The organism is Sphingobium scionense, from assembly GCF_014197035.1.
Lineage (GTDB): Bacteria > Pseudomonadota > Alphaproteobacteria > Sphingomonadales > Sphingomonadaceae > Sphingobium > Sphingobium scionense.
The window spans coordinates 44,146-69,055 of record NZ_JACIEU010000010.1 but is presented as its reverse complement, the minus strand read 5'-3'; the positions used below and the strand labels follow the sequence as shown (position 1 = coordinate 69,055).

Genomic DNA, 24,910 nt, shown 5'->3' with positions numbered 1-24,910 from the left:
CCCTCTTGCGGGTGGTCCGAGTTGCTAGTCCGATCTGGTCCTTATGCCGTTCAGGAACAGGCGCACGGCGGCCCGCACCCAGTCATCCACCTCGGCGGCGCTCATCGGTTGGGGGGAGCCCACCAGCCGGATCGGGCCGCCCAGCACCATCGTCATGAACAGGCTGGCTGCCATGTCCGGCCGGTCCACGCAAATCGCCCCGGCGCTATCATGCCGGCGCAGCAGGTCGGCCAGATGATCGTGCAGCGGCTGCGCGCCCTGGCTGTAGGACAGCATCAGCAGGTCGGGGAAACGATAGGATTCGGTGGTGATGATCCGCCGCAGCCGAACGCCCTCGGGCGTCGACAGGTCGGCGATGCGCAGCCGGGCGATCGCGACCAATATGGTTTCCAGATCGTCGCCGGCAATTTCCTCCAGCGCGGCGCGCGGCGTGGCGGTGCGGTCGATCGCCCGGCCGACCGCCGCCATGAACAGCGCCGCCTTGTCGGGATAGCGGGCATAAATGGTGCGCTTGGTCATGCCGACGGCGGCCGCCACCGCCTCCATCGTCGTCAGCTCGAACCCCTTGTCGAGGAACATGTCGAGCGCCGCGTCGAGCATTGCGGCCTGGCGCGCCTGGGCCTGCTCACGGGTCGGGCGCCCGGCGGCGGGTCGGGGGTCTGAAATCGGTGTGTCCATGACCAGCATCATTATGGCCCTTGCTGCCTTTTGCGAATCATGCATAATGATACGCGTCAGGTGCTATTAATGCACCGGAGCCACAAGGGCAAGGAGCAGGATATGGGCGCGCAGGCCGATCGCCTCACCGGACTGGTCAGTTCGGACTATCGATTCAACATTCCCCACGCCGAATTGCGCGACGCGCAGATCGCGGCGCTGAACGAGCGGTTCCAGGAAAAGAAGGACGGCATCCGCCTGCTCGGCCATCGCGCGCGGGAAGCAGGGATCAGCGAGGTGACCTCGCTCGACGACGCGGTGAGGTTGCTGTTCCCGCATACGGCCTACAAGAGCTATCCCGAAAACTGGCTGATACAGCAGCGCTGGGACAAGCTGACCCAGTGGCTCAACACCATTTCCGCTCATCCCGTGACCGACATCGATCTGGATGGCATCACCGATGTCGATGACTGGATCGCCCGGCTGCAGGCGGCCGGCCATTATGTCTCCTGCTCCAGCGGCACCACCGGCAAGTCGGCGATGCTGATCGCATCGCAAGCGGACATGGACTGGTCGAAGGTCGATACCGTCAATGTCTTCGCCTGGGGATCGGGCGTGCAGCCGGCGCAGGACCGCCGCATCATGGGGCTGGCCCCGGTTGCCAAGGTGCCCAAGAACGAGATTATCGGCGAGGCCCAGCGCGAGGCCTTTGGCGATCCCGCCAAGGGGATGTTCCAATACCCCGTGCCGCCGATCACCGTCGGGTCGCTGACCCGCATGGTGGTGCTGCGCAAGGCGATGGCGGACGGCAGCGCGCTGCCCGGCGACATTGCCGAGTTCGAGGAAACGTCCCGCTTCCGGCAGGAGGCGATGGACGCCGCCGTCCATATCGCCGCCGATGCGATGATCGAGCATCGCGCCGACAAACTCTATATCGCGGGCATGTGGAACGCGCTCTACCATGTCGCCAAGGCGGTGCGGGAGCGCGGCTATTCGGCCAAGGATTTCAACCCGGACAACTGCATCTATATCGGCGGCGGGCTCAAGCGCGCGCAACTGCCGGACGATTATCAGCAGTTCGTGCATGAAACCTTCAACATCCCCGAAGGCCGGCATTTCCAGAATTATTCGATGCAGGAACTCAATAGCGGCATGCCCAAATGCCGCGAGGGCGGGCGTTATCATGTGCCACCCTGGATCGTGCCGATGATCCTGGACAAGGACGGCGACGCGCTGATCGACCACGCCCATGACGGCGAGGTCGAGGGGCGGGCCGCCTTCTTCGACCTGTCGCTCGACGGCCGCTGGGGCGGGGTCATCACCGGCGACCGGATATCGGTCGACTACAGTCCCTGTGCCTGCGGCAATAGCGGGCCATCCATTCGCGACAACATTGCCCGCTATGCCGATCTGGACGGCGACGACAAGATCGGCTGCGCGGGCACCGTCGATGCCTATGTGCGAGGTGTAGCATGAGCGTGCTTGAACAGATGGCGCCGGTTGAAACGGCAGCCGAACCGATCCGCGTCGATCATTTCGTGCGCGGCACACTGGTCGAGGGCGGGGCGGTGCGCCATCGCTCGCGCGACCTGGGCGTCGATTTCGCGACACCGCAGATCGACTTGAACGCGCTGGTCGCGCCGCGATCCGAACTGCCGCCGCTGCTTGACGTGCCGGTCAGCGAGATCATCGACTTCCTGGTCGAGGCCGGGCAGCGGATGGATTTCGAGACCAATCCCTATCTGCAGGCGGCACTGGAGCATACGGTCAAGGTCAATCCGCTGCCGCGCCGGGTGGTGGAAAATCTGTTCCGCCGGGCCAAGCATTTCCTGACGCCCGAGGGGCTGCGTTGCAGCATCGAATCGAGCTTCCTTAATCCCGCCGCGCTCGACCGCTGGGTCGAACGCACCGATATGCACGGCAATCGCGGCGCGCTGCGCGCCTTTCCGCCGCGCATGGTGCATATGCTGGCAGGAAATTCGCCCACCGGCTGTATCTCCTCGATCGCGCAGGGCGCGCTGGTGAAGGCGGTCAACGTCTTCAAGATGCCGTCGAGCGACCCGTTCACCTGCGTCGCGATGCTGCGCACCATGGCCGATGTCGATCCTAATCATCCGGTCGTCCGGTCGATGTCGGCGGTCTATTGGCGCGGCGGCGACGAGCGGATCGAAGGGACGCTCTATCGCCCGCAATATTTCGACAAGATCGTTGCCTGGGGCGGCGGCGACGCGATCAAGAATGTCATCAAATATCTCGGCCCCGGCATCCAGATGGTGTCGTTCGATCCCAAGACGTCGATCTCGATGATCGGGCCGGAAGGGTTCGACCCAGCCGTCATCGACGAGGTCGCCGATGCCGCCGCCACCGACGTCGCGACGATGAACCAGGAAGCCTGCCTCGCCAGCCGCTTCATCTTCGTCGAGGGCGACCGGGCCGGGGTAGAGGTCTTTTGCGCGAAGTTGCAGGAGAAGCTTGGCCTTGATCGCGAAACGACGTCGGCTCTGGCGCATCCGCTGCCCGTCGAGGTGCGCGACGAGATCGAGATGCTGACCCTGATGGGGGACGACACCAAGGTCTGGGGCAAGCCCGATGGCCGGGGCCTGGTGATCCTGACCGACGAGCCAGTGGATTTCCACCCGAGCAACAAGACCGCCAATGTCGTCCATGTCGCTTCGCTCGACGACGCGGTCCGCCATGTGAATGTCGCGACCCAGACGATCGGCATCTATCCGCCCGCCGCCAAGTTCGCGTTGCGCGACCGCCTCGCCAGCGCCGGCGCGCAGCGGGTGGTGCGGCTGGGCGGCGCGGCCAAGCATGTGATGGGCGGCGCCCATGACGGCATGCTGCCGCTCCAGCGCTTCGTCCACTGGATGAGCGACGAGGACGCCTGATCCTCCTTCGTGGGCGGGGAGGGACCATCGCGCAAGCGATCCTTTCCCGCCTGCATTGCCTCCCGCGCCGAACCGGTTTCAAATCCTGCCCGGACAAGACGGCCCCAGCCGCATGATCGTCGCGCGCCACGACCGCGCCGCAACAGGTGAGGACAAGCGCATGGCAGACAGCGACCCGCATTTCGACACGGCTTCCGCCGTCACGCCGCCCGAAGCGCTGCCCTCCATGGCCTATCGCGCCTATTTCCTTTTCCTGATGGTGCTGGTGTCGGCCTCGGTCCAGGGCGAACGCTATCTGATGGTGGTGATGGTCGAGCCGATCCGCCACGAACTGGGCCTGTCCGACGCGGCGATCGGCATGGCCAAGGACATGATCATCGCGATCGTCTATATCCTTGCCATCATCCCGCTGGCGCGGCTGGCCGATGGCTGGTCGAAGCGCAAGATCGTCGCCATCGCCGCCACCGTGTGGAGCGCCGCCGTCATCGTCTGCGGCCTGGCGAAGAGCTTCTGGATATTGCTGATCGGCCGGGCCGGCATCGGCCTTGGCGAAGGCGGCTTCACCCCGCCGTCCCAGGCCTGGATCGCCGATCTTTTCCCGATCCGTCAGCGCGCGACCGCTTTATCCATCTTCCTGCTCGGCGCTTCGCTCGGCACCTTTCTCGGCCCGGCGGTCGGCGGCTGGGCGGTGCAGGCCTATGGCTGGCGCGAGACGCTGATCTTCGCCTCCATTCCCGGTTTCATCTTGGCGCCGATCGTCTGGTTCACCTTGCGGGACAGTCGATCGGGCCTGGCTGACGGTGCCTCGGCCGAACAGGCGCGGCCCGTGCCCTTCCTGCAGACCGCGCGCGAATTGCTGGCGATCCGCACCCTGCCGCCGCTGATTGCCGCCGCCTCGCTCAATGCGTTGCTGACCATGGGCTTCATCAGCTGGGCGCCGGCCTTCATGGAGCGGACCCACGGCATGCCGGCCAGCCAGGCCGGGTTGCAGATGGGCGGCGCGCTCTTCTTCGGCTCGGCGATCGGCCATACGCTGGGCGGACCGCTGGCCGACTATCTCGGGCGGCGCGACCTGCGTTGGTATGTCTGGATATTGATGCTGTCGGGCGCCTGCGCCACCGCGATCGGTTGGATGATCCTGACCGGGCCGGGTGAGCGCGTCTTCCCGCTCTATGGCCTCAACATGCTGCTGGGCGGCCTCTCCGCCGCGCCACTGATGGCGGTGGTGGCGGGGCTGGTGCCCTCGCGCTCGCGCGCTACCGCGATCGCGGTGCTGATGGTGTCGATCCAGGTCATTGGCCTGGGTGGCGGGCCGGTGCTGGTGGGCGCGCTCAGCGATGCGCTGCGCCCGGTCTATGGCGAGGATTCGCTGGGCATGGCGATGCGCTGGGCGCTGCTGGTCGGCATTCCCAGCACCATCCTCGCCTGGCTCGCCAGCCGCAGCTGCCGCAAGGATTTTGCCGCCATCGGCGGCTGGGGTGGGGCTGCAATGCCAGCCGCCATTCACTGACGCGAGGAGCACAATTCATGCCCGCTTATATGATCGTCACCCGCGAAGGCCCGATCGCCGATCAGGCGGCGATGGATGCCTATAGCGCGATGAACCGCGCCAATGCGGCGACCTTCGTCGCCCATTACGGCATCCGCCCGCTTGCCGTTTATGGCGCGCAGCAATTGCTGGAGGGCGAAGGTGCGGACGGCGCGATCATCCTGGAATTTCCCGACGCCGCCAAGGCCCGCGCCTGGTATGACAGCCCCGAATATCAGGCGGCCTTGCCTTATCGGATGAAGGCAGCGCCCTATCGCGTGCTGCTGGTCGAGGGACTTTGAGATTCTCCACTGAGGACGCATCATGATCGACATCACCCCCCGTATCTCCCATCTGCCGCGCGACCAGTGGACCGACGACGCGCGTGAGGTGTTCGCCTTCTGGGGCGAGCCCAATGCCTGGGAGGAAGGGTCCAAGACCAATGTCATGATGGTGATGGCCAACCATCCGCCGCTGGGGAAGGTCTATAATATCTGGGGCAAGCATCTGCTGATGGCGAACAGCCTGTCGACGCGTGCGCTGGAACTGCTGATCCTGCGCGTCGCCTGGCGGGTGAACTCGGCCTATGAGTGGCATAATCATGTCGGCTATGCGCTCAACGCCGGCATCACTCTGGAAGAGATTGGCGCGATCCGTGACTTCCCCGAAGGCGGCGACTGGGCGGAGCAAGATGCGCTGGTGCTGCGCTCGGTCGACGAACTGATCGAGGATGGCAAGATCAGCGACGCCAGCTGGGAGGGGCTGGGCGCCCATTTCGACACGCGGCAGAAGATGGATCTGGTCTTTTCGATCGGCCATTATGTCATGACCAGCTGGGCGCTTTCCTCCTTCGGCGTCGGTATCGAGGGTGGTGCCGACCCGATCGGCTTTGACCTCAAAACCGGATCGGGCAAGACGCCGGGCAAGACCTACAAGCCGGGCGAAGCGGATAATTGGACCGACACGCGCGGCTATTGATGCCCGCCCTTCTATCGCGCCGGTGATATGGCGGCGGCGGGCCGCTTTTGCGCATTGTCCGCCGCCAAAGGCGCGATAGCAGGAGGAAAGATATTTCCGCTTAGAAGGGGACACAACATGGCCACCGACATCCTGCTGCCCAAGATCGGCTTTTCCATGACCGAGGCGCAGATCGCCGAATGGCTGGTCGAGGATGGCGCCGCCGTTTCCGAAGGCCAGCCGCTCTATCTGCTGGAAGCCGACAAGTCGGCGAACGAGGTCGAGGCCCCGGCCAGCGGCACGCTGCGCATCATCGCCCAGCCCGGCGAAACCTATGAGGTCGGCACCGTTCTGGGCACGATCGAATAAGATGGCACTGCGCGTCGGCATCGTCAGCGCCGCCTGGGGCGCCTTCGCGCATCTGCCTGCCTGGCGCGCCATTCCCGGCGTCGAGGTGACGGCGATCTGCACCGCGCGCGAGGAGACGGCCCGCGCCGCGCAGCAGCGCCTCGGCCTGCCGCGCGCCTTCTGGAATGCGGAGGAAATGTGCGCCGATCCCGACATCGACATTGTCGACCTCGGCACCCGGCCCAGCGTCCGCCTGCCGATGGTGCTGGCCGCGCTCGCCCATGGCAAGCATGTCTATAATGCCAGCCCTCATGCGCCCGACTGGACCGGGGCGAAGGCGATCGACACGGCCTGGCGCGATAGCAGCAGCATCGGCGTAGTCGACGCCTTCTCGCAATATCTGCCCGCCCTGCGGCAGATGAAGGCGATGCTGGACGACGGCCATATCGGCGCGCCGCTCGGCGGCACCTGCCATTTCAACATCTCGCTGTTCAACCAGCCCAACAAGCTCTTCCCCTATAACTGGTTTGCGCAGGCCGGGCAGGGTGTGTCGGCGGTGCGCAACAATGGCAGCCATGCGCTCTATCTGCTGCGCCACCTGCTCGGCCCGATCGCCGAACTGGTCGCCGACGACCGCCAGATACTCCAGCGCTGGACCTTCCCGGACGGCGACACCATCACGCCGGAAACCACCGATCTCGCCAATGTCATCCTGCGCTTTGAAAGCGGGCTGGTGCTGCAGATGCAGATCAGCTGGAGCATGGCGCTGCACGATGGCTTCCTGCTCGACCTGTTCGGCGACAAGGGACGGATGGTCTCCACTTCACCGACTTTCCCGACCGCGCGCGACTGCACGCTGCGCGCCGGGCAATTGGGCGGCACGCTGGCGGACGTGGCGCTGCCCGATGCGTTCAAGGCGACGCCCGGCATCGCCCTCGACTGGCAGAGCGAGCCGCAGCCCAGCTATCCGATGGCGCTGTCGATGCAGGCCATGGTGGATGCGATCCATGAACGCGGCACCGCAGCCCCTGACTTCGCCCGCGCGCTGGAGGTCGAACGCATCCAGGAAGCGATCCGCATCTCCAGTGCCGAACGCCGCTGGGTGCGCGTGGCGGATATGATCTGACGCGCCACCACCGTTCGTCATGCCAGCGAAGGCTGGCATCTCTCTTCTTTTGGCGATGGGCTTGAAAGAAAAGAGAGATCCCAGCCTTCGCTGGGATGACGGTATGAAGAAGGCTGTCGCCTACGCATCTATCAGTGGCCTTCTATCGCCCTGTAAACTTCGCTGTCCGCTTCTCCTTGAGCGCGGCAATCCCCTCGCGGTGGTCGGCGGTGCGGACGCTGAGTGATTCATAGGCGATGCCCGCTTCCATCACCGCGCCGGCGATCCGCTTCAATTCCATGTTGGTCAAGATCTTGGTCCAGCGGATCGCATTGGGTGCCCCGGCCAGCAGCTTGGCGCAGAAGGTATCGACCGCCTCGTCCAGTTGATCGGCCGGCAGGCAATGGTTGATGAGGCCGATTTCGGCCGCCTTGGCCGCGCTCAGCAGTTCGCCGGTCAGCAGATATTCCTTCGCCTTGGCAAGGCCGATCCGCTGCGCCCATATGACCGCGCCACCATCGCCGGCGACAAGGCCGATGCCGACATGCGGGTCGCCGATCTTCGCGCCCTCCGCGGCAAAGATGATGTCGCACAGCAGGGCGATCGACGCGCCCAGGCCGACCGCATGGCCATTCATCCGGCACACCACCGGCTTTTCGATGTCGAGCAGGGCGGACACGATCCGCTTCGCCTGCCGCGCCTCATGATCGAACAGATGCGGATTGGCGGCATTATGCTCCATATGGGCGATGTCGCCGCCAGCCGAAAAGGCGCGGCCCGCGCCGGTCAGCAGCACAACGTCCGACCCATTGTCGCGCCCGGCAAAGGCCAGCGCCTCGGGTAGTTCGTCATGCAGGTCGAGATTGACCGCGTTCAGTGCTTCCGGCCGATTGAGCGTCATCACCAACAGCCGCCCCCGCCGCTCCAGCAGGATTGTGCGATAATCGGGCAGGTCGTGGTTCATGCGTCTCTCCTTGCGGCCTGCTCTAGCATGGCACCGCTCAGCACCAACGTCGCCGTGGCGATGAGCGTGGCGCCACCCTCCCCATCATGGCCCCGGCACGATAGCCCGGACGCATAGAAAAGGGAGAGCGGCGCATGGACGGGTTCGACGAGATATTCGACTGGGTGGTCGTGGGCAGCGGCGCCGGTTCGATGAGTTCGGCCCTGGTCATGCGCCAGGCCGGCAAGTCGGTTATGATCCTGGAAAAGACCGACAAGATCGGCGGCACCACCGCCAAGTCGGGCGGCGTCATGTGGATTCCCGCCAACCGCTTCATGCTGGCCGATGGCGAGACGGACAGTGCCGAGGCGGCGATGACCTATCTCGACGCGCTGCAGGCGCTGGACGGCCATCCGGCCCCCGGCACCTCGCGCGAGAAGCGCCTCGCCTATGTGACGCAGGCGCCGCGCGCGGTCGATTTCCTGGTGGATCAGGGCGTCGCGCTGCAACGCGGTTCGACCTTCTGGCCGGATTATTATGATGAGCAGCCTGGCGGCTGCAAGACGTCGCGCACCGTGGTGGCAAAGCCCTTCAACCGCAAGGAACTGGGCGACTGGGCCGACCGGCTGCGCCAGGGCTTTGCCGAATTCAACGTGACCCTGGTCGAGGGGATGGAGGCGCAGGGCCATCGCCGCACCAACAAGGCATCGGGCAAGCTGATGGCGAAGATCGCGCTGCGCACCATTCGCGACAAGCTGCTGGGCCGCAAATATACCACCGCCGGGGCCGCGCTGCAGGGGCGGATGCTGAAAGCCGTGCTGGCCGCCGGCGCCGATGTCCGCACCGACGCGCCGGTGGGTGAGATCATCGTGCAGGAGGGCGTCGCCACCGGCGTCGTCACGGTGAAGGACGGCAAGCCCTGGCGGATCGGCGCGCGGCTCGGCGTGCTGGTCAATGCCGGCGGCTTTGCCCGCAATCAGGCGATGCGTGACCGCTATATGCCCGGCACCCGCGCCGAATGGTCGCAGACGCCCGAAGGCGATACCGGCGAGATGCAGCAGGAACTGGAGCGGGTCGGCGGCCGGCTGGCACAGATGGACCAGATGGTCGGCTATCAGCTGACCCCGGCGCCGGGCTGGGACAAGGGCTATGTCGCGCCCGGCGCCCAGTCGATGACCGGCAAGCCGCACGCCATATTGGTCGATCAGGGCGGCACCCGCTTCATGAACGAAGGGGGCAGCTACGAGCTTTATTGCGAGACGATGGTCCGGCGGAACGCGGTCGTGCCCGCGGTGCCGAGCTGGGCGATCCTGGACCGTCAATATGTCGAGCTTTATGCCGTTGCCGGCCGCTTCATCGACAAGGCGATTCCCGAAGGCTGGGTGGAAAGCGGCTATCTGCACAGTGCCGACACGATCGAGGGGCTGGCGGCCAGCATCGGTGCGGCCCCCGCCACCCTGGCCGCTACCGTGGCGCGCTGGAACGGCTTCGTCGCCGCCGGCAAGGATGGCGACTTTGATCGCGGCGCGCGCGCCTATGACAATTGCGGCTTCGTCGGCGATCCCTTTTCCGCGGAACGCTCCATGGGATCAATCGAGCAGGGGCCGTTCTATGCCGTGCCGGTCGTGCCGGGCGATGTCAGCACCTATGGCGGCGTCGTCACCGATGAACGCGGGCGGGTGGTGGATGGCGCAGGTGCGCCTATCCCCGGCCTCTATGCCACCGGCGTCACCACCGCGTCGGTCATGGGCAATGTCTATGTCGCGGCGGGCGCCAGCATCGGGCCGTCGATGGTGTTCGGCTATATCGCCGCGCGCCATGCAGCCGGGCTGGAAAATCAGTAACGAGGGAAGGGATAGCCCCGGAAAACCATTGCCCCCGACGCGGGGGGAGTGCGCCGGGGGCCTGGTAAGATGTCTCGGCCTGAGGGGGCTGGCCGGGACCATTCAAAGATAGGAAGCCTTCTGCGGCTTTCAACCCGCGTCGGGTGGAGAATTTTCATCCTGCGCATCGAACCGGGCCGGACGCGAGAGCAGGAAGGGCAGGCTGGGCGAGGCGATCTTGGTCTGGCCGCCATCGGCGTGGATCAGCGTTACGCGGCCGACCCCCGGCGAGGCCACGACCGCGACCACCGTATCGACCCATTGGTGCAGCACCGCGCGCGAATGGGCGAGTTCGTCGCCGCCGGTCCGGGCATCGCCCTCCGCCTCCAGCTCGGCCTCCAGTTGCAGCACGCGCTCGGCCGCCTCGCGCGCCTTTTCATTCTTGTCCATGCGTCCGTTCCAGCATCTAGAGGAGGGTGATTCCGATCTTGCCGAAGAATTGGCCGCTTTCCAGATGGCGGCAGGCATCGGCCAGGCGGGTGAGATCATAGACGGCATCGACCACCGGCCGGATGCGATGTTGCGCGCAAAAGGCCAGCATCGCCTCATGCTCGGCGCGGTTGCCGACAGAGATGCGGGCGACGGGGTGGCCGCCGACATCGGCCAGGTGCCAGCTGAACTCGGACCCCAGCATGCCGATCGCGGCGATCACCCCGCCGGGGTTGAGCAGCGATGCGGCGGTTTCGACCTGGCTGGCACCGACCACGTCAACGACGATGTCGACGCCGCGCCCGCCCAGCGCCTGGCGGATCGCCGCTGGCCAGTCCGGATCGGTGCGATAATTGACGCTGATGTCGGCGCCCAGCGCGCGGGCGCGCGCCAGCTTCGCGTCGGAGGAGGAGGTGATGGCGACATGGGCGCCAGCCGCCTTGGCAAATTGCAGTGCCGCGATCGATACGCCGCCGGTGCCCTGGCACAATATCCATTCGCCCCGCTGGATCGGGCGGGGCAGGAACAGCGCGTTCCAGGCGGTGAGGCCGGCGCAGGTCAAAGTCGCGGCCTCCAGATCGCCGAGCGCGTCTGGCACGATGCACAGGCTCTCGGCCGGAAAGATCGCATATTGGCGCGCGACGCCGTCGGCGCTGCCGCCCAGCATCGCCATGCTCGGCTGTCGTCCCTCCAGCCAGCCCAGCGCGAAGATCGGGTTGACCCGGTCGCCCGGCTTCACATGCGATACGCCCTCGCCGACCGCGACCGCTTCGCCGGTCGCGCAGGACAGGGGGACATAGTCGGGTTCCTTGGCGAGTCCCGCCATCATGCCGCGGGCGATGATCAGATCGCGGAAATTGAGCGTCGCCGCCTTGAGCCGCACCAGCGCCTCGCCCGGCCCCGCAACCGGGATCGGCACGCTTCGGAGCGCGATCCCCTCAATCCCTTCGCCGCCCCTGGCAACGGCGGTCAGCATGTTCGTCATCGCGCGCTCTCCCTGCCGCCAGCTTGGGCCGATCGGACCGCATTGCAAGCATCGCCGGCCGCATATCGGTGGAGCGAAATCGCTCGGAAAACCGGCGCCTTTTCGCGCCTTTTCGGGCGCGGGGGCACATATCGCCGGGGCGAGTTGACCCCCGATGCCGGACGGCCAATGCAGGGGGCACATTCCATAGCCATCGAGGAACCCATGGCAGAGTTGAGCAACGCCCCGGCGCCGAGCCAGGAAGCGCTGGTGGATATCTACCGCCGCATGATCCGGATCGAGCGCAACGACGACGCGATCCGCAAGACCATCCGCCTGGGGCGGCTGGTCATGCCCTATTATTCGGCGCGCGGGCAGGAAGTGATCCCAGCGACCATCTCGTCGCTGCTGACCGATGACGACAAGATCTGCACCATCTATCGCGGCATCCACGACATGGTGGCCAAGGACATGCCGCTGCGCCCGCTCTGGGCAGAAATTGCCGGCCGGGTCGATGGCACCTGCAAGGGCAAGGGCGGGCCGATGCACCTTACCCATCCCGAAACCGGGGTGATGGTGACGACCGGCATCGTCGGTTCCTCCATGCCGATCGCCAACGGCCTCGCCTGGGCGGCGAAGCTCGACGGATCGAAGCGGGTGACGATCGCCTATTTCGGCGATGGCGCATCGAACATCGGCGCCTTCCACGAAGCGCTGAACCTCGCGTCGGTGTGGAAGCTGCCGGTGATCTTCGTGTGCCAGAATAACGGCTTTGCCGAACATACGCGCTACGAAAATGGCACCTCGGTCGACTTCATCGCCAAGCGCGCAATCGGCTACGGCATGCCCGGCCATACCGTTGACGGCAATGATCCGCTCGCCATGTATGCCGCCGCGCATGAAGCGATCACCCGCGCCCGCGAGGGCGAGGGGCCGACCCTGCTGGAGTGCAAGACCTTCCGTTTCCTCGGCCATGTGCTGGGTGACGACGACAAATACATGACCAAGGAGGAAAAGGCCGCGGCGATCGCCAAGGATCCGCTGCCCGCCTTCAAGGCATGGCTGGTGGCACAGGGCCACGCGACCGAGGATCAGCTGGCCGACATGCAGGCGAAGATCGAGGCCGAGGTCGAGGATGCCCAGGAATTCGGGCTGGCGAGCCCGCTGCCATCGGTCGACGAATTGCGCCGCGATGTGTTTGCCCAGGAGATGCCCGCATGACGGCCAAGAAGATGAACTCGCTCCAGGCCGTCAATTCGGCGCTCGCCCAGGCGATGGCGGAGGATAACAAGGTTCTGGTGCTGGGCGAGGATGTCGCCGACCGCGAGGGCGGCGGCGTCACCGGCGCGACCGCTGGCCTCTCGACCCGCTTCGGAGACGATCGCGTCAAATCGACGCCGATCTCCGAACAGGCGATCATCGGCGCGGCGATCGGCGCGGCGCTGTCCGGCTACAAGCCGGTGGCGGAGATCATGCTGATGAACTTCACCACCGTTGCCATGGACATGATCTTCAACCATGCCGCCAAGCTGCGCTTCATGTCGGGCGGGCAGAGCACAGTGCCGATCACCATCCGCACCCTGACCGGTGCGGGCTGGCAGACGGCCGGCCAGCATGCCGACCATCTGGAAGGCTGGTTCGCCCATACCGCCGGCATCAAGGTGGTCGCGCCCTCGACCCCGGCCGATTACAAGGGGCTGCTGCTGTCCTGCATCCAGGATCCCGATCCCTGCATCTTCATCGAATCCGCCGGCAGCCTGTTCATTCCGGGCGAGGTGGATGAGGTCGCGACGCCGATCCCGCTGGGCAAGGCGCGGATCGTGCAGGAAGGCACCGACATCACCATCGTTTCCTGGTCGTCGCAGGTGCTGCGCTGCCAGGCCGCGCTGCCGGCATTGGCGGAGGCGGGCATTTCGGTCGAGCTGGTCGATCTGCGCACCGTGTCGCCCTGGGATCGCGAAGCTGTGCTGGCTTCGGTCGCCAAGACCGGCCGCGCGCTGGTGGTGCATGAAGCAGTGCGCGACTTCGGTCCGGGTGGCGAAATCGCCTCGACCATCGCCGAGGAACTGTTCGGCCAGTTGAAGGCTCCGGTCCGGCGTCTGGGCGCGCCCAAGTCGCCGGTGCCCTTCGCCAAGGTGCTGGAGGACGCCTATATCGTCTCGCCCGAGCGCGTGGCCGAAGCCGTCAAGGCGCTGATGGCCTGATCGAGACTATTGGGGGGATGGCCGACGGGGCCGGGGCAGCCAATGTCCCGGCCCCGTTCTGTTGTCGGGTCGCCGGCGTCCGCGAGTATCGGGTGGCCGCAGCTAGTCCGACAGGCTGCGCAGATAGGCGATCAGGTCGGCGCGCGCGAGCGGGTCGGGGATGCCGCTGAACTGCATCTTGGTGCCGGGCACGAAGCGCTGCGGATTGGCGATCCAGGCGTCGAGCGCCTTGTCGTCCCAATTGCCGCCCTTGGCGCGCAACGCGGCGGTATAGCCGAACCGGGCGCTGTGCTGGCCGATCGGCTGGCCGTAAATGCCGTGCAGATTGGGGCCGCCGGTGTCGGGGCCGCCAGCGCTGCTGGTGTGGCAGGCGGCGCAGGTGCCGAACAGCCGGGCGCCCGCCTTGGCATCGGCCACCGTCATGAGCTTTTCCAGCGTCGGATTGGGGCCGGCCGCCTTCAACCGCTCGGCGCGGCGATCGTCGGCACAGCCGATCAGGCTCAGGGTCAGCAACAGGGCGGCGGAGGCGGGACGCAACATGGCGCGCCCATGCCCGATCGGCGGGCGCGCGGCCAGCGGACCGATTGTCCTACGACGTCGCTGGTGCGGCCTCTTCCACCAGCCGGGCGCGGATCTGCTGCTTCAGCACCTTGCCGGCGTCATTCTTGGGCAGCGCGTCCCACAGCGCCACCGCCTCGGGATATTTGAAGCGGGCGACGCCATGGCCCGCCAGATGCGCGGCCAGCGCCGCGACGTCGGGCGTGGCGCCGGGGCGCGGCACGATCACCGCCACCGCCCGCTCGCCGGTGCGCGCGTCGGGGACGCCGACGATCGCGATCTCGGCAATGGCGTCATGGCCGACCAGCAGATCCTCGATCTCCTTGGGTGCGATATTCTCGCCATTGCGGATGATCAGATCCTTGATTCGGCCGGTGACCACCAGATGGTCGCCATCGATCCAGGCGCCCTGGTCGCCGCTGCGATAATAGCCGTCCGGATCGAAGCTCGCGGCTTCATCCTCCTTGTGGATATAGCCGACCATCATCTGCGGCCCGCGTGCACGAATCTCGCCATCCGGCGCGATGCGGACGGTGGCGATGCCGGGGCGGCCGTCGGTTTCGGCGGCATGGGTGATATCGGCCCGGTCGATCACGCCGACGGTCGTGACCGGCAATTCGGTCGATCCATAGACGCGGCTGACCACCGCTTGCTCGAAATAGCCGGCCGCTTCGCGGATCAGTGCCGGCGGCACCGACGCCCCGCCACAGATGAACAATTTGAGCGCGGGCAGTCGCGTATCCGCCGCGCGCGCCGCCGCCAGCAGATGCTGCAGGAAGGGCGTGGCGCCGGCCATATGGGTGCAATCGGCCTCGGCCATGATCCGCACCGCATCGTCCGGGTTCCACTGTTCCATCAGGATCGCCGTCGCGCCCAGCAGCAGCGGCGTCTCGAACGCATAGATCGACCCGCCGATATGGCTGATCGGCGACGGCACGAGGAAGCGGTCGCCCGGTTCGACCAGCCAGTGGCGGCCAATCTGGCGGATCAGCGCATTGATCGAATTATGGCTGTGCATCACCCCCTTGGGCCGGCCTGTGGTGCCGCTGGTGTACATGACCATCCGCACCTCGTCGGCGTCGAGCGCGGGCAGTGGATGGCCGGTCGGGGCCGAAGTCAACAGGGCGTCATAGGCGCAAACTTCGCCATCTTCCGCCCGGACGATGACGATCTCCGGCGGCCTCTCCATCTCCGCCGCCACCCGTTCCAGCATCGCGCCATAATCATGGCCACGGAAGCGTTCAGGCACGAAGATCATCCGGCTGTCCACATCCGCCAGGATGAAACGCAGGTCGTGATCGCGCAGCGACGGCAGGATCGGATTGGCGACCATCCCTGCCAGGGTCGCGCCCATATAGATGACCGCCGCCTCCTGCCAGTTGGGCAGCATGAAGGATATGACGCTGCCGACCGGGAAGCGCGCCAGCAGCGCCTGTGCCAGTCGCTGCGCCTGGTCGTGCAGATCGGCAGCGGTCAGGCAATGGTCGCCGTCGATCAGCAGGATGCGATCGGGCGTGTCGCGGGCGGCGCTCGCCAGCGCATCAGCGGCCGTGTCCGATCGCCACCAGCCATCCGCATAGGTCTGTGCCGCCTGATCGGCATCCCAGCGTATGTCCCATCCTGCGGCGGTGATCCGCCGTCCTGCTCCTGTCCCGGCCATGCTCGCTCCGCTGTCGATGGATGAGCCATGCGAAAGAAGCGCCGACCGGGCAAGCGCGGCGCCGATCCACCGTCCCCGCGATCAAATCGGCCAGCCGGTTCCGACCCTTCCGATCCTCCTTTATGGCCGGACCGATCCGTTTCGAGAGGGCAGCATGCGTATAGTCGACAATTTCATCGGGGGGCAGCATCGCGCATCGGCGTCGACGCGCCTGGGCGACATCTTCAATCCCGCCACCGGCCAGGTGCAGGCACAGGTCCGCCTGTCAGCGCCGAGCGAACTGGATGAAGCAGTTGCCAATGCCCAGGCCGCGCAGCCCGCCTGGGCGGCGATGAACCCGCAGCGCCGCGCCCGCGTGATGTTCAACCTCAAGGCGCTGATCGAACAGCATATGGACGAGCTGGCCGAACTTCTGTCGGTCGAGCATGGCAAGGTCCATTCCGATGCCAAGGGCGATATCCAGCGCGGCCTCGACGTGGTCGAATTTGCCTGCGGCATCCCGCATCTGCTGAAAGGCGAATATACCGAAGGTGCCGGCCCCGGCATCGACGTCTATTCGTTGCGCCAGCCGATCGGCATCGCGGCGGGCATCACCCCCTTCAACTTCCCGGCGATGATCCCGATGTGGATGTTCGCCCCGGCGATCGCCTGCGGCAATGCCTTCATCCTGAAGCCCAGCGAGCGCAATCCCTCGGTGCCGGTGCGCCTGGCCGAACTGGCGATGGAGGCGGGGCTGCCGGCCGGCATCCTGAATGTCGTCCATGGCGACAAGCAGGTGGTGGACGCGATCCTCGACCATCCCGCGATCAAGGCAGTGAGCTTCGTCGGTTCGTCCGACATTGCCCAATATGTCTATGGCCGGGGCGCATCGAACGGCAAGCGGATGCAGTGCATGGGCGGCGCCAAGAATCATGGCATCGTCATGCCCGACGCCGATCTGGATCAGGCGGTCGCAGACATTCTCGGCGCAGCCTATGGCTCGGCAGGCGAGCGCTGCATGGCGCTGCCGGTGGTGGTGCCGGTGGGCGAACAGACGGCGGTGGCATTGCGCGCCAAGCTGGAGGCGGGGATTGCTGGGCTGCGCGTTGGCGTGCCGAGCGACCCCGACGCCCATTATGGCCCGGTGGTCAGTGCCGCACACAAGGCGCGGATCGAGAATTATATCCAGATGGCGGTCGACGAGGGCTCCGAACTGGTGATCGACGGTCGCGGTTTCTCGCTACAGGGCTATGAGGATGGCTTCTTCCTTGCGCCGACCCTGCTCGACCATGTGAAGCCTGACATGAAGAGCTATAACGAGGAGATTTTCGGCCCCGTCCTGCAGATGGTGCGCGCCGAAACCTTCGAGGAAGCGTTGAGCTACCCGACGAAGCATCAATATGGCAATGGCGTCGCGCTCTTCACCCGCAATGGCGATTTCGCCCGTCGCTTCTGCGCCAATGTCGAGGTCGGCATGGTCGGCATCAACGTGCCGATCCCGGTGCCGGTCAGCTATCACAGCTTCGGCGGCTGGAAGCGTTCGGGCTTTGGCGACACGAACCAATATGGCATGGATGGCGTGCGCTTCTACACGCGGGTCAAGACCGTGACCCAGCGCTGGCCGAGTGGCGGCGCGGTGCTGGACCAGAGTTTCGTCATCCCGACCATGGGCTGACGCGTCTCCCGTGGATAAGGCAAGGGCGGGCCGGGTGACCGGCCCGCCCTTGGTCCGTTTGCCGCGTGGTGAAACGCGGGCCGGCCGCTATAGGGTAGGGATCGACCACAGGAGAGAGGCGATCCATGACCCAAAAGGGCGACCAGGCAATCTACGGGCAGAAGCGATGTCCGGCGCAAGAGGCGGCTTCGCTGATCCCGTCGGGCGCGAAAATTTGCATGGCATTGGGGACCGGCCAGCCGCCCGCCTTGCTCGCCGCACTTGCCGAACGCGCCCGGTCCGGTTCGGTCGCCGATCTGCGCATCTATTATATGCTCTGCACCGGGATCGCTGGCGCCAGCGTGTTCGACTTCGCACTGCGCGACCGGATCGCGCCGATGAGCCTGTTCCATAGTGGCGTCGAACGGATGCTGGATCGCCAGCATGGCGAGGCCCATCTGCCGATGGTCGATTTCCTGCCCTGCCATTTCAGCCAGGTGCCGCGGGCCATGGTCGAGCATGTCGGCGTCGATACGCTGATCGCGACGGTCGCGCCGATGGATGCCGACGGCAATTTCAGCCTGGGGACCGATGTCGACTATGCGCTGGCGGTGGCGCGCAAGCCGGGCACCCGGATCATCCTGGAGGTGAATGCGCATATGCCCTATGTTCAGGGCGATTGCATGATCCCCTTGTCGGCCGTGACCGCGCTGGTCGAGCATGATGTCGCGCTGCCGACGCTGCCGGCCATCACCCGCACGGCGGTCGACGACGCGATCGGGGCCACCGTCGCCGGCCTGATCCGCGATGGCGACTGCCTGCAGATGGGGATCGGCGCCCTGCCGGAGGCGGTGTGCGCCGGCCTTGCCAATCACCGGCATCTGGGCATCCATACCGAAATGATGACCACGGGGCTGGCCGGACTGATGCAGTCGGGCGTGGTCGACAATAGCCGCAAGCAGATTCATGCCGGCAGGGCGATCTACACTTTCGCGCTCGGCGATCAGGCGCTTTATGATTTCCTGCACGACAATCCGGCGGTCGAGGCGCATCCGGTCGATTATGTGAACAACCCGTTCCTGATCGCGCGCAACGACAATATGGTGTCGGTGAACGCGACACTCCAGGTCGATTTCCACGGTGCCTGCAATTCCGAATTCGTCAACGGGCGACAGTTCAGCGGCACCGGCGGACAGGTGGATTTCGTGCGCGGCGCCTATGCTTCGCGTGGTGGACGATCGATCATCGCCTGCCATTCGACGGCGGCCAAGGGCACGATTTCCCGGATCACCCCGCATCTCGACGGGCCGGTGACGACGCCGCGCATGGATACGCATCTGATCGTCACCGAATATGGCCTGGCCGACCTCAAGGGCAAGTCTGTAGGCGAGCGGGCCAGGGCGCTGATCGCCATCGCCCACCCCGATTTCCGCGAGCAGCTGGAACGCGCGGCATTCGATGCTGGGCTGTTCGCCGGTTGATCAGCGCGGACGGATCGTCAGCCATTGCGAGACGGTGCCGATCGCGCCGTCCCGGTCATGCAATATGCTGTGGGTGAGGCCGATGCCGTCGGCACCGAAAGAGACGGTGACGTCGCAGCCCAGCCATTCGCCGACCGGCACTCGGAAGATATGGGCGGTAAGGTCGAGATTGGGGAAGGCCGCGTCGGCGGTCGATACCAGTGGCGCGAGACCATTGGCGGTATCGACCAGCCCCATGGCACGGGCGAGCGATGATACCGCTTCATCCTCGATCAACGCATGGGGCGTGCGAATCCAGCCAATGGCGCGGCCCGGCGCGATAGGCTGGCGGCGGGCATCGATGCTGGCGATGAAGCCGCCGGGCCATTCGCCGGTGCCGTCCCACTGCGCCATGGTTTCGGGGGCGGGAATGGGATCAAAGCCGCCGCCGGCGATCGCGCCGGTATCATAGGCCTGCGCCAGCCAGGCACGCAGCAGGATCGCCGGTCGGCCGTCGTGACTGAGCCGTGCCTCGACCAGTTCGATGGTGCGGCCGGGGCGGATGACGGTGACGTCGATCTCGACCGTGTCGAGCGGGATTGTACCCAATATATCATAGGATAGGCGGCCCAGTTGCAGTGGATCGGGCCTGCGCGCCTTGGCATCCACCTCGATCGCATGGGCAAGCAGGCCGATGGCGGGCGCGACATGCTGTTCCGTCACGGTCCAGGCGCCGCCGACCAGTTCGGTCGGGGTGAAGTGCCGAGCGTCAACACGCCGGAAATAGGCCATAGGATCCTCTTCATTACCGTCTGGACGGGGGGACCTTTGCCCTATCAGCATGATCCTGTGGGCGGCAAGCCGACAGCGAAGATGACAGTCCCGCGTCGCTCCGATGACCATTACCGCCTTCGAAATTTAACCCGACTGCCGCGCGATCGACATCGGCGTGACTCATCTGCCCGTTATGACGGACGCAGGGGAATGAGGGATGGCGAAGCCTTTGCGTGCCATATTGGTTGCGAGCCTGGCGGTATTGGCCGCCACGGGATCGCAGGGCGAAAGCCGGCAGGGCGATGTCGCCGGGCCGGCGGCGACCATGCCGCAACCGGACATGCCCTTGTCGGTGATGACCTATAATGTGATGGGCCTGCCCTGGCCGGTGGCCCTTGGCCGGGAGCAAGCGTTGGGACGCATCGCCGATCGGCTGGCGGCGCTGCGCCGGGCCGGGCGGCAGCCCCATATCGTCCTGCTGCAGGAAGCCTTTTCGCCGCAGGCCGAGCAACTGGCGCGCCGCGCCGGCTATGCGCATGTGGCGATCGGGCCGGACCGCGGGTTGCGCACGGTGATCGCAGCGGGAGCGGACGACCGCACCTATCTGCAGGCGGCGCGATGGGACCGGGGCGAGACAGCGCCCAAGCAGTTGAACAGCGGTCTGCTCATCCTGTCCGATTATCCGATCACCGGCATCGATCGCATGGCCTATCCCGATTTCGCCTGTGCCGGTTTTGACTGCCTGGCGAACAAGGGCGTGCTGATTGCCCATCTGGCGGTGCCAAGTATCGACCGGCCGGTCAGCGTGGTCAACACCCATCTCAACGCGCGCAAGGCGGCAGGCGTGGCGATCGCCCGATCGCAACGGGCCTTCGACCGACAGGCTGGGATTCTGGCCGATTTCGTGCGGCGCCATGTGCCCGCCGGACAGTCCATGATCCTGGGCGGCGACCTCAATATCGGCGGTGATCGCCACCGCATCCGGGCCTTTTTCCGCCGCTGGGCGGAAACGGGCATGGACTTCGTTGCGGCGCATCTGGGCGGCGCGCGCAGGGCGCTTGTCGATCGCGTCCTGACCGATGTCGGCAATCATGCCGATCTGGAACAGGCAAGCGCGCGCGGCAAGGACTGGCTGTTCGCGCGCGACGATCGTGGTCGGCCGATGCGGGCCATCCACGCGGCCGTGCCCTTTGGTACGGAGGTGGAGGGCGCGCCGCTGTCCGACCATTTCGGTTACATGATCGCCTATGCGCCGGACGGTGGCAAAGTCCAACTAGTCAGTCGGGAGGCCGTGGCGTCATGGCGCTGATCCGCTGGATGTTAATGCCGCTGGCAGCACTTGCCATCCCGGTATCGGCCCAGACGATCACTCCCGACCATGGTGGTTTCGTACTGAAGCGGCCGCTTCGTTTTTCCCTGCTGCCTGCGCCGCTGGACGGCGCAGCGAAGCCGGCGCGCATCTATGCTCTCGAACTGGCGCCTTCTCCGGCCGAACCTGCGGCCATTAGCATCGCCGTCCAGCGCAAGCGCAACCGGATGGTGGCGCTGCCGGCTCGTCGGATCGGCGCGGTGCCCCTGCTTGCCGACCTGTCCGGCGATGCCCAGCCACGCAGCAGTCTGATGCTGGTCGACGCCCATGGCAGTTTGCCGCTGGCGGACGGCTTGCAGGCCGAGCTGGGCTGGCAAGGGGCCAAGCTCAACAATCGCGGCGCCAATGTCACGGCGCTCTATGGTAGCGACGCAATCAAGAGCCGCGACCTGTTTTTGCCGACGGGGCGGCTGGCCTATGACGCCGCGCCCGGCGTCACCCTGCGCGCGGACTATCGCGAGACGATAGAGGCCTATGCCGGGGTCGGTCTGTCGGGCGCGTTGGGGCTGACGCTCGAGGCGTTCCGCACATTGCAGGCCGGTTTGCGGCCGGAACGCGACAGCCGCATGCGGCTGGGCAGCGACTGGATGGTGGCCCCGGACCTGACATTCGCAGTCGATGCCTTTGACGGCGAGGTCGAGGACCGGCTGGCCTTTGTCGAGGACGGCTATCTGCCGGTCAATCGCGGGTCGGCGCATGTGCGGGGGCTGGCGATGCTGGCGGAGCATCGGCTGACGCCTGCGCTCAGCCTGTCGGCGCGCTACCATATGGCGCGACTGCGCCAGGACCGGGGTGGCCGCGTGCAGGAGCAGCAACTGATGCTTGAAGGACTGTGGGCGCAAGGCCCATGGCGCTGCCGGATCGCTGCCGCGCAGAGCAGCGCGCCGGCGCTGATGCAGGATGATGGTGGCCTGCGGCTGGAAGCTGGCATCGATTATGCGCTGGCCGGGCGCGGGTCGATGCGCATCGGCCTGCACCTCACCGACCCCGACCAATTGGCGAGCAGCCGGCTCATACGCGCCGAAACTTCCGGCGCGGCGCGACCGGAGGATCAGGCGCAGGCACTGATGCTGACCGCCGCCCTCGCCTGGTAAGGCAAAGGGCGGCGACAAAGCGCCTCAGTTCAGCGCATAGGCGATCAGTGCATCGCCTACCGGCGTCTGCATGAAATGATGGCCGCCGGCCATGATGACCAGATATTGCTTGCCATTCTGGCTGTAGGTCATCGGCGTCGCCTGACCACCTGCGGGCAGCACATCCTGCCACAAAGTCTTGCCGGTCTTGAGGTCGATCGCGCGGATCAGATTGTCGGTAGCCGCGGCGACGAAGATCAGGCCACCGGCCGTCACCACCGACCCGCCATTATTGGGCGTGCCGATCGTCAGCGGCAGCATAGAGGGGATGCCGAACGGGCCATTGGTCCGTGCCGTGCCGAAGGGGCGGTCCCAGATCGTCTTGCCGGTGGCGATGTTGATCGCGCGGATGCCGCCATAGGGAGGCTGCTTGCAGAGCAGGCCGGTGAAGGGCAGGCGCCAGCCGGCATTGACGTCGATCGCATAGGGTGTGTGTGCCTGCGGATCGCCCGCGCCCTCAGCCCCGCCGATCGCGCCCCGCGCCTGATCGCGCGGCGCCCAGCCTTTCTTGTTGGCTTCCTTGCGGGGCACCAGCCGGACATAGTTGGGCATGTCGTTATAATTGGCGACGATCACCCCGCGCGCCGGATCGACGGCGATGCCGCCCCAGTCGGTCCCACCATTATAGCCGGGATATTCGATCGAGCGCCTGTCGGCCTCGGGCGGGGTGAAGAATCCCATGTAGCTCGCCCGGCGGAACTGGATGCGACAGAACATCTGGTCGATCGGCGACATGCCCCACATGTCCTTTTCGGTAAGGTCGGGCTTGCGCAGTGTGTGGTAGAGCGAGATGCGCTGGGTGACGGCGCGCTGCTGCGGCTCGACGCCGATCTGCGGCGCCTTGATGTCACCGATCGGAGTCAGCGGCTGGCCGGTACGGCGGTCGAGCACATAGATGTCGCCCTGCTTGCTGGGCAGCAGCATCGCCGGCACCGGACCACGCGCCGTCGGGAAGTCGATCAGGGTCGCCTGGGCGCCGAAATCATAGTCCCATACATCCTTGCGCACCGCCTGGAAATTCCAGCGCGGCTTGCCGGTCATCACGTCGATCGCGACCAGCGAGGTGGCGTAGCGATTTTCCTCCGGGCGGCGCAGGCTGCTGTAATAGTCGGCGGCGCTGTTGCCCATCGGCAGATAGACGAGGCCGAGCTTTTCGTCGCCCGAGGCGATCGTCCACATGTTCGGCGTGCCGCGAGCATAGGTCTGGCCGGCCGGCGGCGGACCGCTGCGTTCCGGATGCATCATGTCCCAGGCCCAGCGCATCTTGCCGGTCACCGCGTCATAGGCCTGGATCACGCCGGACGGCGCCCAGCGGTCCTGGCCGTCCAGCACCTGGTGGCCGGTGACGATCACGCCGCGCACGATGGTCGGCGGCGAGGTGATGGAGACATAGCCGGGCGGCACGCTGCCCATGCCGTCGGTGATGCGGACCTGGCCATTGCTGCCGAAGTCGCGGCACTGCCGGCCGGTGCGGGCATCAAGGGCCATGATCCGCGCGTCGAGCGTGCCGAGGATGATACGCTGCGCGCAGGGCGCGCCGGCAGCGGCGCCGGGCACGGCATAATAGCTGACCCCGCGACAGGCGGCGGTATAGGGAATGGCCTCGTCCGACACTTTGGGATCGAAGCGCCATTTCTGCTTGCCGGTGGCGGGATCGAGCGCGATCACCATGCTCTTGGGCGTGCAGACATAGAGGGTGTCGCCGATCTTGAGCGGGGTGTTTTCCGCGCCATAGGTGTTGCGGATCTGGGCCGACGCGGGAAGGTCGCCGGTGTGGATCAGCCAGGCGCGCTTGAGGTTACCCACATTGGCCGGAGTGATCTGGGCGAGCGGCGAGTAGCGCCGGGCGCTGTTGGTGCCGCCATAGGCCGGCCAGTCGGCGCCGGTGGTGCCGATCGAGGGATCGGCCATCGCATAGCGGGCGTCGGGCAGGCCCTGAAGCACCGGCGGGATGAAGTTGCCGGCGATGCTCCAGAAAAAGCCGATCGCGACAGCGAAAGTGACAGCCACACCGCCCCATGCACGGCGCCAACGGCCGATGCTGCGATCGAGCGTCGGCCAGACCAGTTGCAGCGCGATCAGGAGGACCAGCGGGGCGACAACGCGCGGCACCAGCGCCCAGGGATCAAGGCCCACTTCCCAATAGGCCCAGAGCAAAGTGACAGCGAAGATGACAATGTAGAGCCAGCCGCCGGCCTTGCGCCCGCGCGCCAGCAGCACGCCCGAGACGATCAGGGCGATGCCGGTGATAAGATAATAGGGCGAGCCGCCGGAGATCAGCAGCCAGGCGCCGCCGCCAGTCAGCACCAGCCCGATGAGGCCGAAGACGATGCCCAATATCAGGGCGGCGATCGATCGGCGGGACGGTGCGTTTGTCATGTCGGATACTCCCTGGGCAGGAGGCACGGGCAGGT

Annotated in this window: 22 protein-coding genes; 14 read left to right on the top strand and 8 right to left on the bottom strand. The window is 66.1% G+C overall.

Features of this window, described 5'->3' with window-relative positions; all coding sequences use genetic code 11:
* Positions 1-24 precede the first annotated feature (24 nt).
* Complete coding sequence (locus GGQ90_RS13220; protein WP_188082569.1) at positions 25-690, bottom strand: TetR/AcrR family transcriptional regulator; 666 nt, start codon at positions 688-690, stop codon at positions 25-27.
* A gap of 27 nt (positions 691-717) precedes the next feature.
* On the opposite strand from GGQ90_RS13220, the gene GGQ90_RS13215 reads away from it, so the two are divergent.
* The 7 genes from GGQ90_RS13215 to GGQ90_RS13185 all read left to right on the top strand — a co-directional run bounded on the left by GGQ90_RS13215 (position 718) and on the right by GGQ90_RS13185 (position 7,507).
* Complete coding sequence (locus GGQ90_RS13215) at positions 718-2,133, top strand: hypothetical protein (RefSeq protein WP_246428242.1); 1,416 nt, start codon at positions 718-720, stop codon at positions 2,131-2,133.
* Positions 2,130-3,548, top strand: coding sequence for an acyl-CoA reductase (locus GGQ90_RS13210; protein WP_188082568.1), 1,419 nt, complete (start codon positions 2,130-2,132; stop codon positions 3,546-3,548). The genes GGQ90_RS13215 and GGQ90_RS13210 overlap by 4 nt, the downstream gene beginning before the upstream one ends.
* Before the next feature lie 160 nt (positions 3,549-3,708).
* Positions 3,709-5,058, top strand: a complete 1,350-nt coding sequence (locus GGQ90_RS13205) for an MFS transporter (protein WP_246428241.1) — start codon at positions 3,709-3,711, stop codon at positions 5,056-5,058.
* Between the two features lie 17 nt (positions 5,059-5,075).
* Positions 5,076-5,378 (top strand): DUF1330 domain-containing protein, encoded by a 303-nt coding sequence (locus GGQ90_RS13200; protein WP_188082566.1) that lies wholly within the window; start codon positions 5,076-5,078, stop codon positions 5,376-5,378.
* 22 nt (positions 5,379-5,400) lie between these two features.
* Positions 5,401-6,054, top strand: a complete 654-nt coding sequence (locus tag GGQ90_RS13195) for a carboxymuconolactone decarboxylase family protein (protein WP_188082565.1) — start codon at positions 5,401-5,403, stop codon at positions 6,052-6,054.
* Positions 6,055-6,171: 117 nt separating this feature from the next.
* Positions 6,172-6,402, top strand: coding sequence for a biotin/lipoyl-containing protein (locus GGQ90_RS13190; protein ID WP_188082564.1), 231 nt, complete (start codon positions 6,172-6,174; stop codon positions 6,400-6,402).
* A 1-nt stretch (position 6,403) separates the two neighbouring features.
* Positions 6,404-7,507 carry a Gfo/Idh/MocA family protein gene (locus tag GGQ90_RS13185; RefSeq protein ID WP_188082563.1) on the top strand — a complete coding sequence of 368 codons (1,104 nt, stop codon included), beginning with the start codon at positions 6,404-6,406 and terminating at the stop codon, positions 7,505-7,507.
* 142 nt (positions 7,508-7,649) lie between these two features.
* Here GGQ90_RS13185 and GGQ90_RS13180 read toward each other — a convergent pair whose 3' ends face one another.
* The gene (locus tag GGQ90_RS13180; RefSeq protein WP_188082562.1) at positions 7,650-8,450 is read right to left on the bottom strand and encodes an enoyl-CoA hydratase/isomerase family protein; all 801 of its coding nucleotides are present in this window, start codon (positions 8,448-8,450) and stop codon (positions 7,650-7,652) included.
* Positions 8,451-8,584: 134 nt separating this feature from the next.
* On the opposite strand from GGQ90_RS13180, the gene GGQ90_RS13175 reads away from it, so the two are divergent.
* Positions 8,585-10,273, top strand: coding sequence for an FAD-dependent oxidoreductase (locus tag GGQ90_RS13175; RefSeq protein ID WP_188082561.1), 1,689 nt, complete (start codon positions 8,585-8,587; stop codon positions 10,271-10,273).
* A gap of 129 nt (positions 10,274-10,402) precedes the next feature.
* On the opposite strand, the gene GGQ90_RS13170 is transcribed toward GGQ90_RS13175, so the two are convergent.
* Positions 10,403-10,702: a hypothetical protein gene (locus GGQ90_RS13170; protein WP_004209488.1), complete on the bottom strand. Its 300-nt coding sequence runs from the start codon at positions 10,700-10,702 to the stop codon at positions 10,403-10,405.
* A 16-nt stretch (positions 10,703-10,718) separates the two neighbouring features.
* Positions 10,719-11,726, bottom strand: a complete 1,008-nt coding sequence (locus GGQ90_RS13165) for a zinc-dependent alcohol dehydrogenase family protein (RefSeq protein ID WP_188082560.1) — start codon at positions 11,724-11,726, stop codon at positions 10,719-10,721.
* Positions 11,727-11,930: 204 nt separating this feature from the next.
* Between GGQ90_RS13165 and GGQ90_RS13160 the strand changes: the two genes are divergently transcribed.
* Both GGQ90_RS13160 and GGQ90_RS13155 read left to right on the top strand, forming a co-directional pair.
* Positions 11,931-12,926, top strand: coding sequence for a thiamine pyrophosphate-dependent dehydrogenase E1 component subunit alpha (locus tag GGQ90_RS13160; protein ID WP_010335430.1), 996 nt, complete (start codon positions 11,931-11,933; stop codon positions 12,924-12,926).
* Positions 12,923-13,909, top strand: a complete 987-nt coding sequence (locus GGQ90_RS13155; RefSeq protein ID WP_188082559.1) for an alpha-ketoacid dehydrogenase subunit beta — start codon at positions 12,923-12,925, stop codon at positions 13,907-13,909. The genes GGQ90_RS13160 and GGQ90_RS13155 overlap by 4 nt, the downstream gene beginning before the upstream one ends.
* A gap of 102 nt (positions 13,910-14,011) precedes the next feature.
* On the opposite strand, the gene GGQ90_RS13150 is transcribed toward GGQ90_RS13155, so the two are convergent.
* On the bottom strand, positions 14,012-14,449 hold the full coding sequence (locus GGQ90_RS13150) for a c-type cytochrome (RefSeq protein ID WP_188082558.1): 438 nt from the start codon (positions 14,447-14,449) through the stop codon (positions 14,012-14,014).
* Between the two features lie 49 nt (positions 14,450-14,498).
* On the bottom strand, positions 14,499-16,127 hold the full coding sequence (locus GGQ90_RS13145) for an AMP-binding protein (RefSeq protein WP_188082557.1): 1,629 nt from the start codon (positions 16,125-16,127) through the stop codon (positions 14,499-14,501).
* Positions 16,128-16,281: 154 nt separating this feature from the next.
* Here GGQ90_RS13145 and GGQ90_RS13140 point away from each other — a divergent pair, with 154 nt between their 5' ends.
* Positions 16,282-17,781: a CoA-acylating methylmalonate-semialdehyde dehydrogenase gene (locus tag GGQ90_RS13140; RefSeq protein WP_188082556.1), complete on the top strand. Its 1,500-nt coding sequence runs from the start codon at positions 16,282-16,284 to the stop codon at positions 17,779-17,781.
* Positions 17,782-17,906: 125 nt separating this feature from the next.
* Positions 17,907-19,241 carry an acetyl-CoA hydrolase/transferase family protein gene (locus GGQ90_RS13135; protein WP_188082555.1) on the top strand — a complete coding sequence of 445 codons (1,335 nt, stop codon included), beginning with the start codon at positions 17,907-17,909 and terminating at the stop codon, positions 19,239-19,241.
* Here GGQ90_RS13135 and GGQ90_RS13130 read toward each other — a convergent pair whose 3' ends face one another.
* The gene (locus GGQ90_RS13130) at positions 19,242-20,012 is read right to left on the bottom strand and encodes a thioesterase family protein (RefSeq protein ID WP_188082554.1); all 771 of its coding nucleotides are present in this window, start codon (positions 20,010-20,012) and stop codon (positions 19,242-19,244) included. It lies immediately after the preceding gene.
* Positions 20,013-20,211: 199 nt separating this feature from the next.
* Here GGQ90_RS13130 and GGQ90_RS13125 point away from each other — a divergent pair, with 199 nt between their 5' ends.
* Together GGQ90_RS13125 and GGQ90_RS13120 are read left to right on the top strand one after the other, a co-directional pair.
* The gene (locus GGQ90_RS13125) at positions 20,212-21,303 is read left to right on the top strand and encodes an endonuclease/exonuclease/phosphatase family protein (RefSeq protein WP_188082553.1); all 1,092 of its coding nucleotides are present in this window, start codon (positions 20,212-20,214) and stop codon (positions 21,301-21,303) included.
* Positions 21,294-22,457 carry a TonB-dependent receptor domain-containing protein gene (locus GGQ90_RS13120; protein ID WP_188082552.1) on the top strand — a complete coding sequence of 388 codons (1,164 nt, stop codon included), beginning with the start codon at positions 21,294-21,296 and terminating at the stop codon, positions 22,455-22,457. The genes GGQ90_RS13125 and GGQ90_RS13120 overlap by 10 nt, the downstream gene beginning before the upstream one ends.
* Positions 22,458-22,481: 24 nt before the next feature.
* Here the strand turns inward: GGQ90_RS13120 and GGQ90_RS13115 are convergent, their stop codons facing one another.
* On the bottom strand, positions 22,482-24,875 hold the full coding sequence (locus tag GGQ90_RS13115) for a membrane-bound PQQ-dependent dehydrogenase, glucose/quinate/shikimate family (RefSeq protein ID WP_188082551.1): 2,394 nt from the start codon (positions 24,873-24,875) through the stop codon (positions 22,482-22,484).
* Positions 24,876-24,910: the final 35 nt, after the last annotated feature.

Excerpts from the sequence above, each read along its gene's own strand:
- GGQ90_RS13220 (WP_188082569.1), bottom strand. The coding sequence starts at position 690 with ATGATGCTGGTCATGGACACACCGATTTCAGACCCCCGACCCGCCGCC.
- GGQ90_RS13115 (WP_188082551.1), bottom strand. The coding sequence starts at position 24,875 with ATGACAAACGCACCGTCCCGCCGATCGATCGCCGCCCTGATATTGGGC.
- GGQ90_RS13130 (WP_188082554.1), bottom strand. The coding sequence starts at position 20,012 with ATGGCCTATTTCCGGCGTGTTGACGCTCGGCACTTCACCCCGACCGAA.
- GGQ90_RS13165 (WP_188082560.1), bottom strand. The coding sequence starts at position 11,726 with ATGACGAACATGCTGACCGCCGTTGCCAGGGGCGGCGAAGGGATTGAG.
- GGQ90_RS13155 (WP_188082559.1), top strand. The coding sequence starts at position 12,923 with ATGACGGCCAAGAAGATGAACTCGCTCCAGGCCGTCAATTCGGCGCTC.
- GGQ90_RS13125 (WP_188082553.1), top strand. The coding sequence starts at position 20,212 with ATGGCGAAGCCTTTGCGTGCCATATTGGTTGCGAGCCTGGCGGTATTG.
- GGQ90_RS13120 (WP_188082552.1), top strand. The coding sequence starts at position 21,294 with ATGGCGCTGATCCGCTGGATGTTAATGCCGCTGGCAGCACTTGCCATC.
- GGQ90_RS13185 (WP_188082563.1), top strand. The coding sequence starts at position 6,404 with ATGGCACTGCGCGTCGGCATCGTCAGCGCCGCCTGGGGCGCCTTCGCG.
- GGQ90_RS13205 (WP_246428241.1), top strand. The coding sequence starts at position 3,709 with ATGGCAGACAGCGACCCGCATTTCGACACGGCTTCCGCCGTCACGCCG.
- GGQ90_RS13145 (WP_188082557.1), bottom strand. The coding sequence starts at position 16,127 with ATGGCCGGGACAGGAGCAGGACGGCGGATCACCGCCGCAGGATGGGAC.
- GGQ90_RS13150 (WP_188082558.1), bottom strand. The coding sequence starts at position 14,449 with ATGTTGCGTCCCGCCTCCGCCGCCCTGTTGCTGACCCTGAGCCTGATC.
- GGQ90_RS13180 (WP_188082562.1), bottom strand. The coding sequence starts at position 8,450 with ATGAACCACGACCTGCCCGATTATCGCACAATCCTGCTGGAGCGGCGG.
- GGQ90_RS13135 (WP_188082555.1), top strand. The coding sequence starts at position 17,907 with ATGACCCAAAAGGGCGACCAGGCAATCTACGGGCAGAAGCGATGTCCG.
- GGQ90_RS13140 (WP_188082556.1), top strand. The coding sequence starts at position 16,282 with ATGCGTATAGTCGACAATTTCATCGGGGGGCAGCATCGCGCATCGGCG.
- GGQ90_RS13170 (WP_004209488.1), bottom strand. The coding sequence starts at position 10,702 with ATGGACAAGAATGAAAAGGCGCGCGAGGCGGCCGAGCGCGTGCTGCAA.
- GGQ90_RS13210 (WP_188082568.1), top strand. The coding sequence starts at position 2,130 with ATGAGCGTGCTTGAACAGATGGCGCCGGTTGAAACGGCAGCCGAACCG.
- GGQ90_RS13215 (WP_246428242.1), top strand. The coding sequence starts at position 718 with ATGCATAATGATACGCGTCAGGTGCTATTAATGCACCGGAGCCACAAG.
- GGQ90_RS13190 (WP_188082564.1), top strand. The coding sequence starts at position 6,172 with ATGGCCACCGACATCCTGCTGCCCAAGATCGGCTTTTCCATGACCGAG.
- GGQ90_RS13175 (WP_188082561.1), top strand. The coding sequence starts at position 8,585 with ATGGACGGGTTCGACGAGATATTCGACTGGGTGGTCGTGGGCAGCGGC.
- GGQ90_RS13160 (WP_010335430.1), top strand. The coding sequence starts at position 11,931 with ATGGCAGAGTTGAGCAACGCCCCGGCGCCGAGCCAGGAAGCGCTGGTG.
- GGQ90_RS13195 (WP_188082565.1), top strand. The coding sequence starts at position 5,401 with ATGATCGACATCACCCCCCGTATCTCCCATCTGCCGCGCGACCAGTGG.
- GGQ90_RS13200 (WP_188082566.1), top strand. The coding sequence starts at position 5,076 with ATGCCCGCTTATATGATCGTCACCCGCGAAGGCCCGATCGCCGATCAG.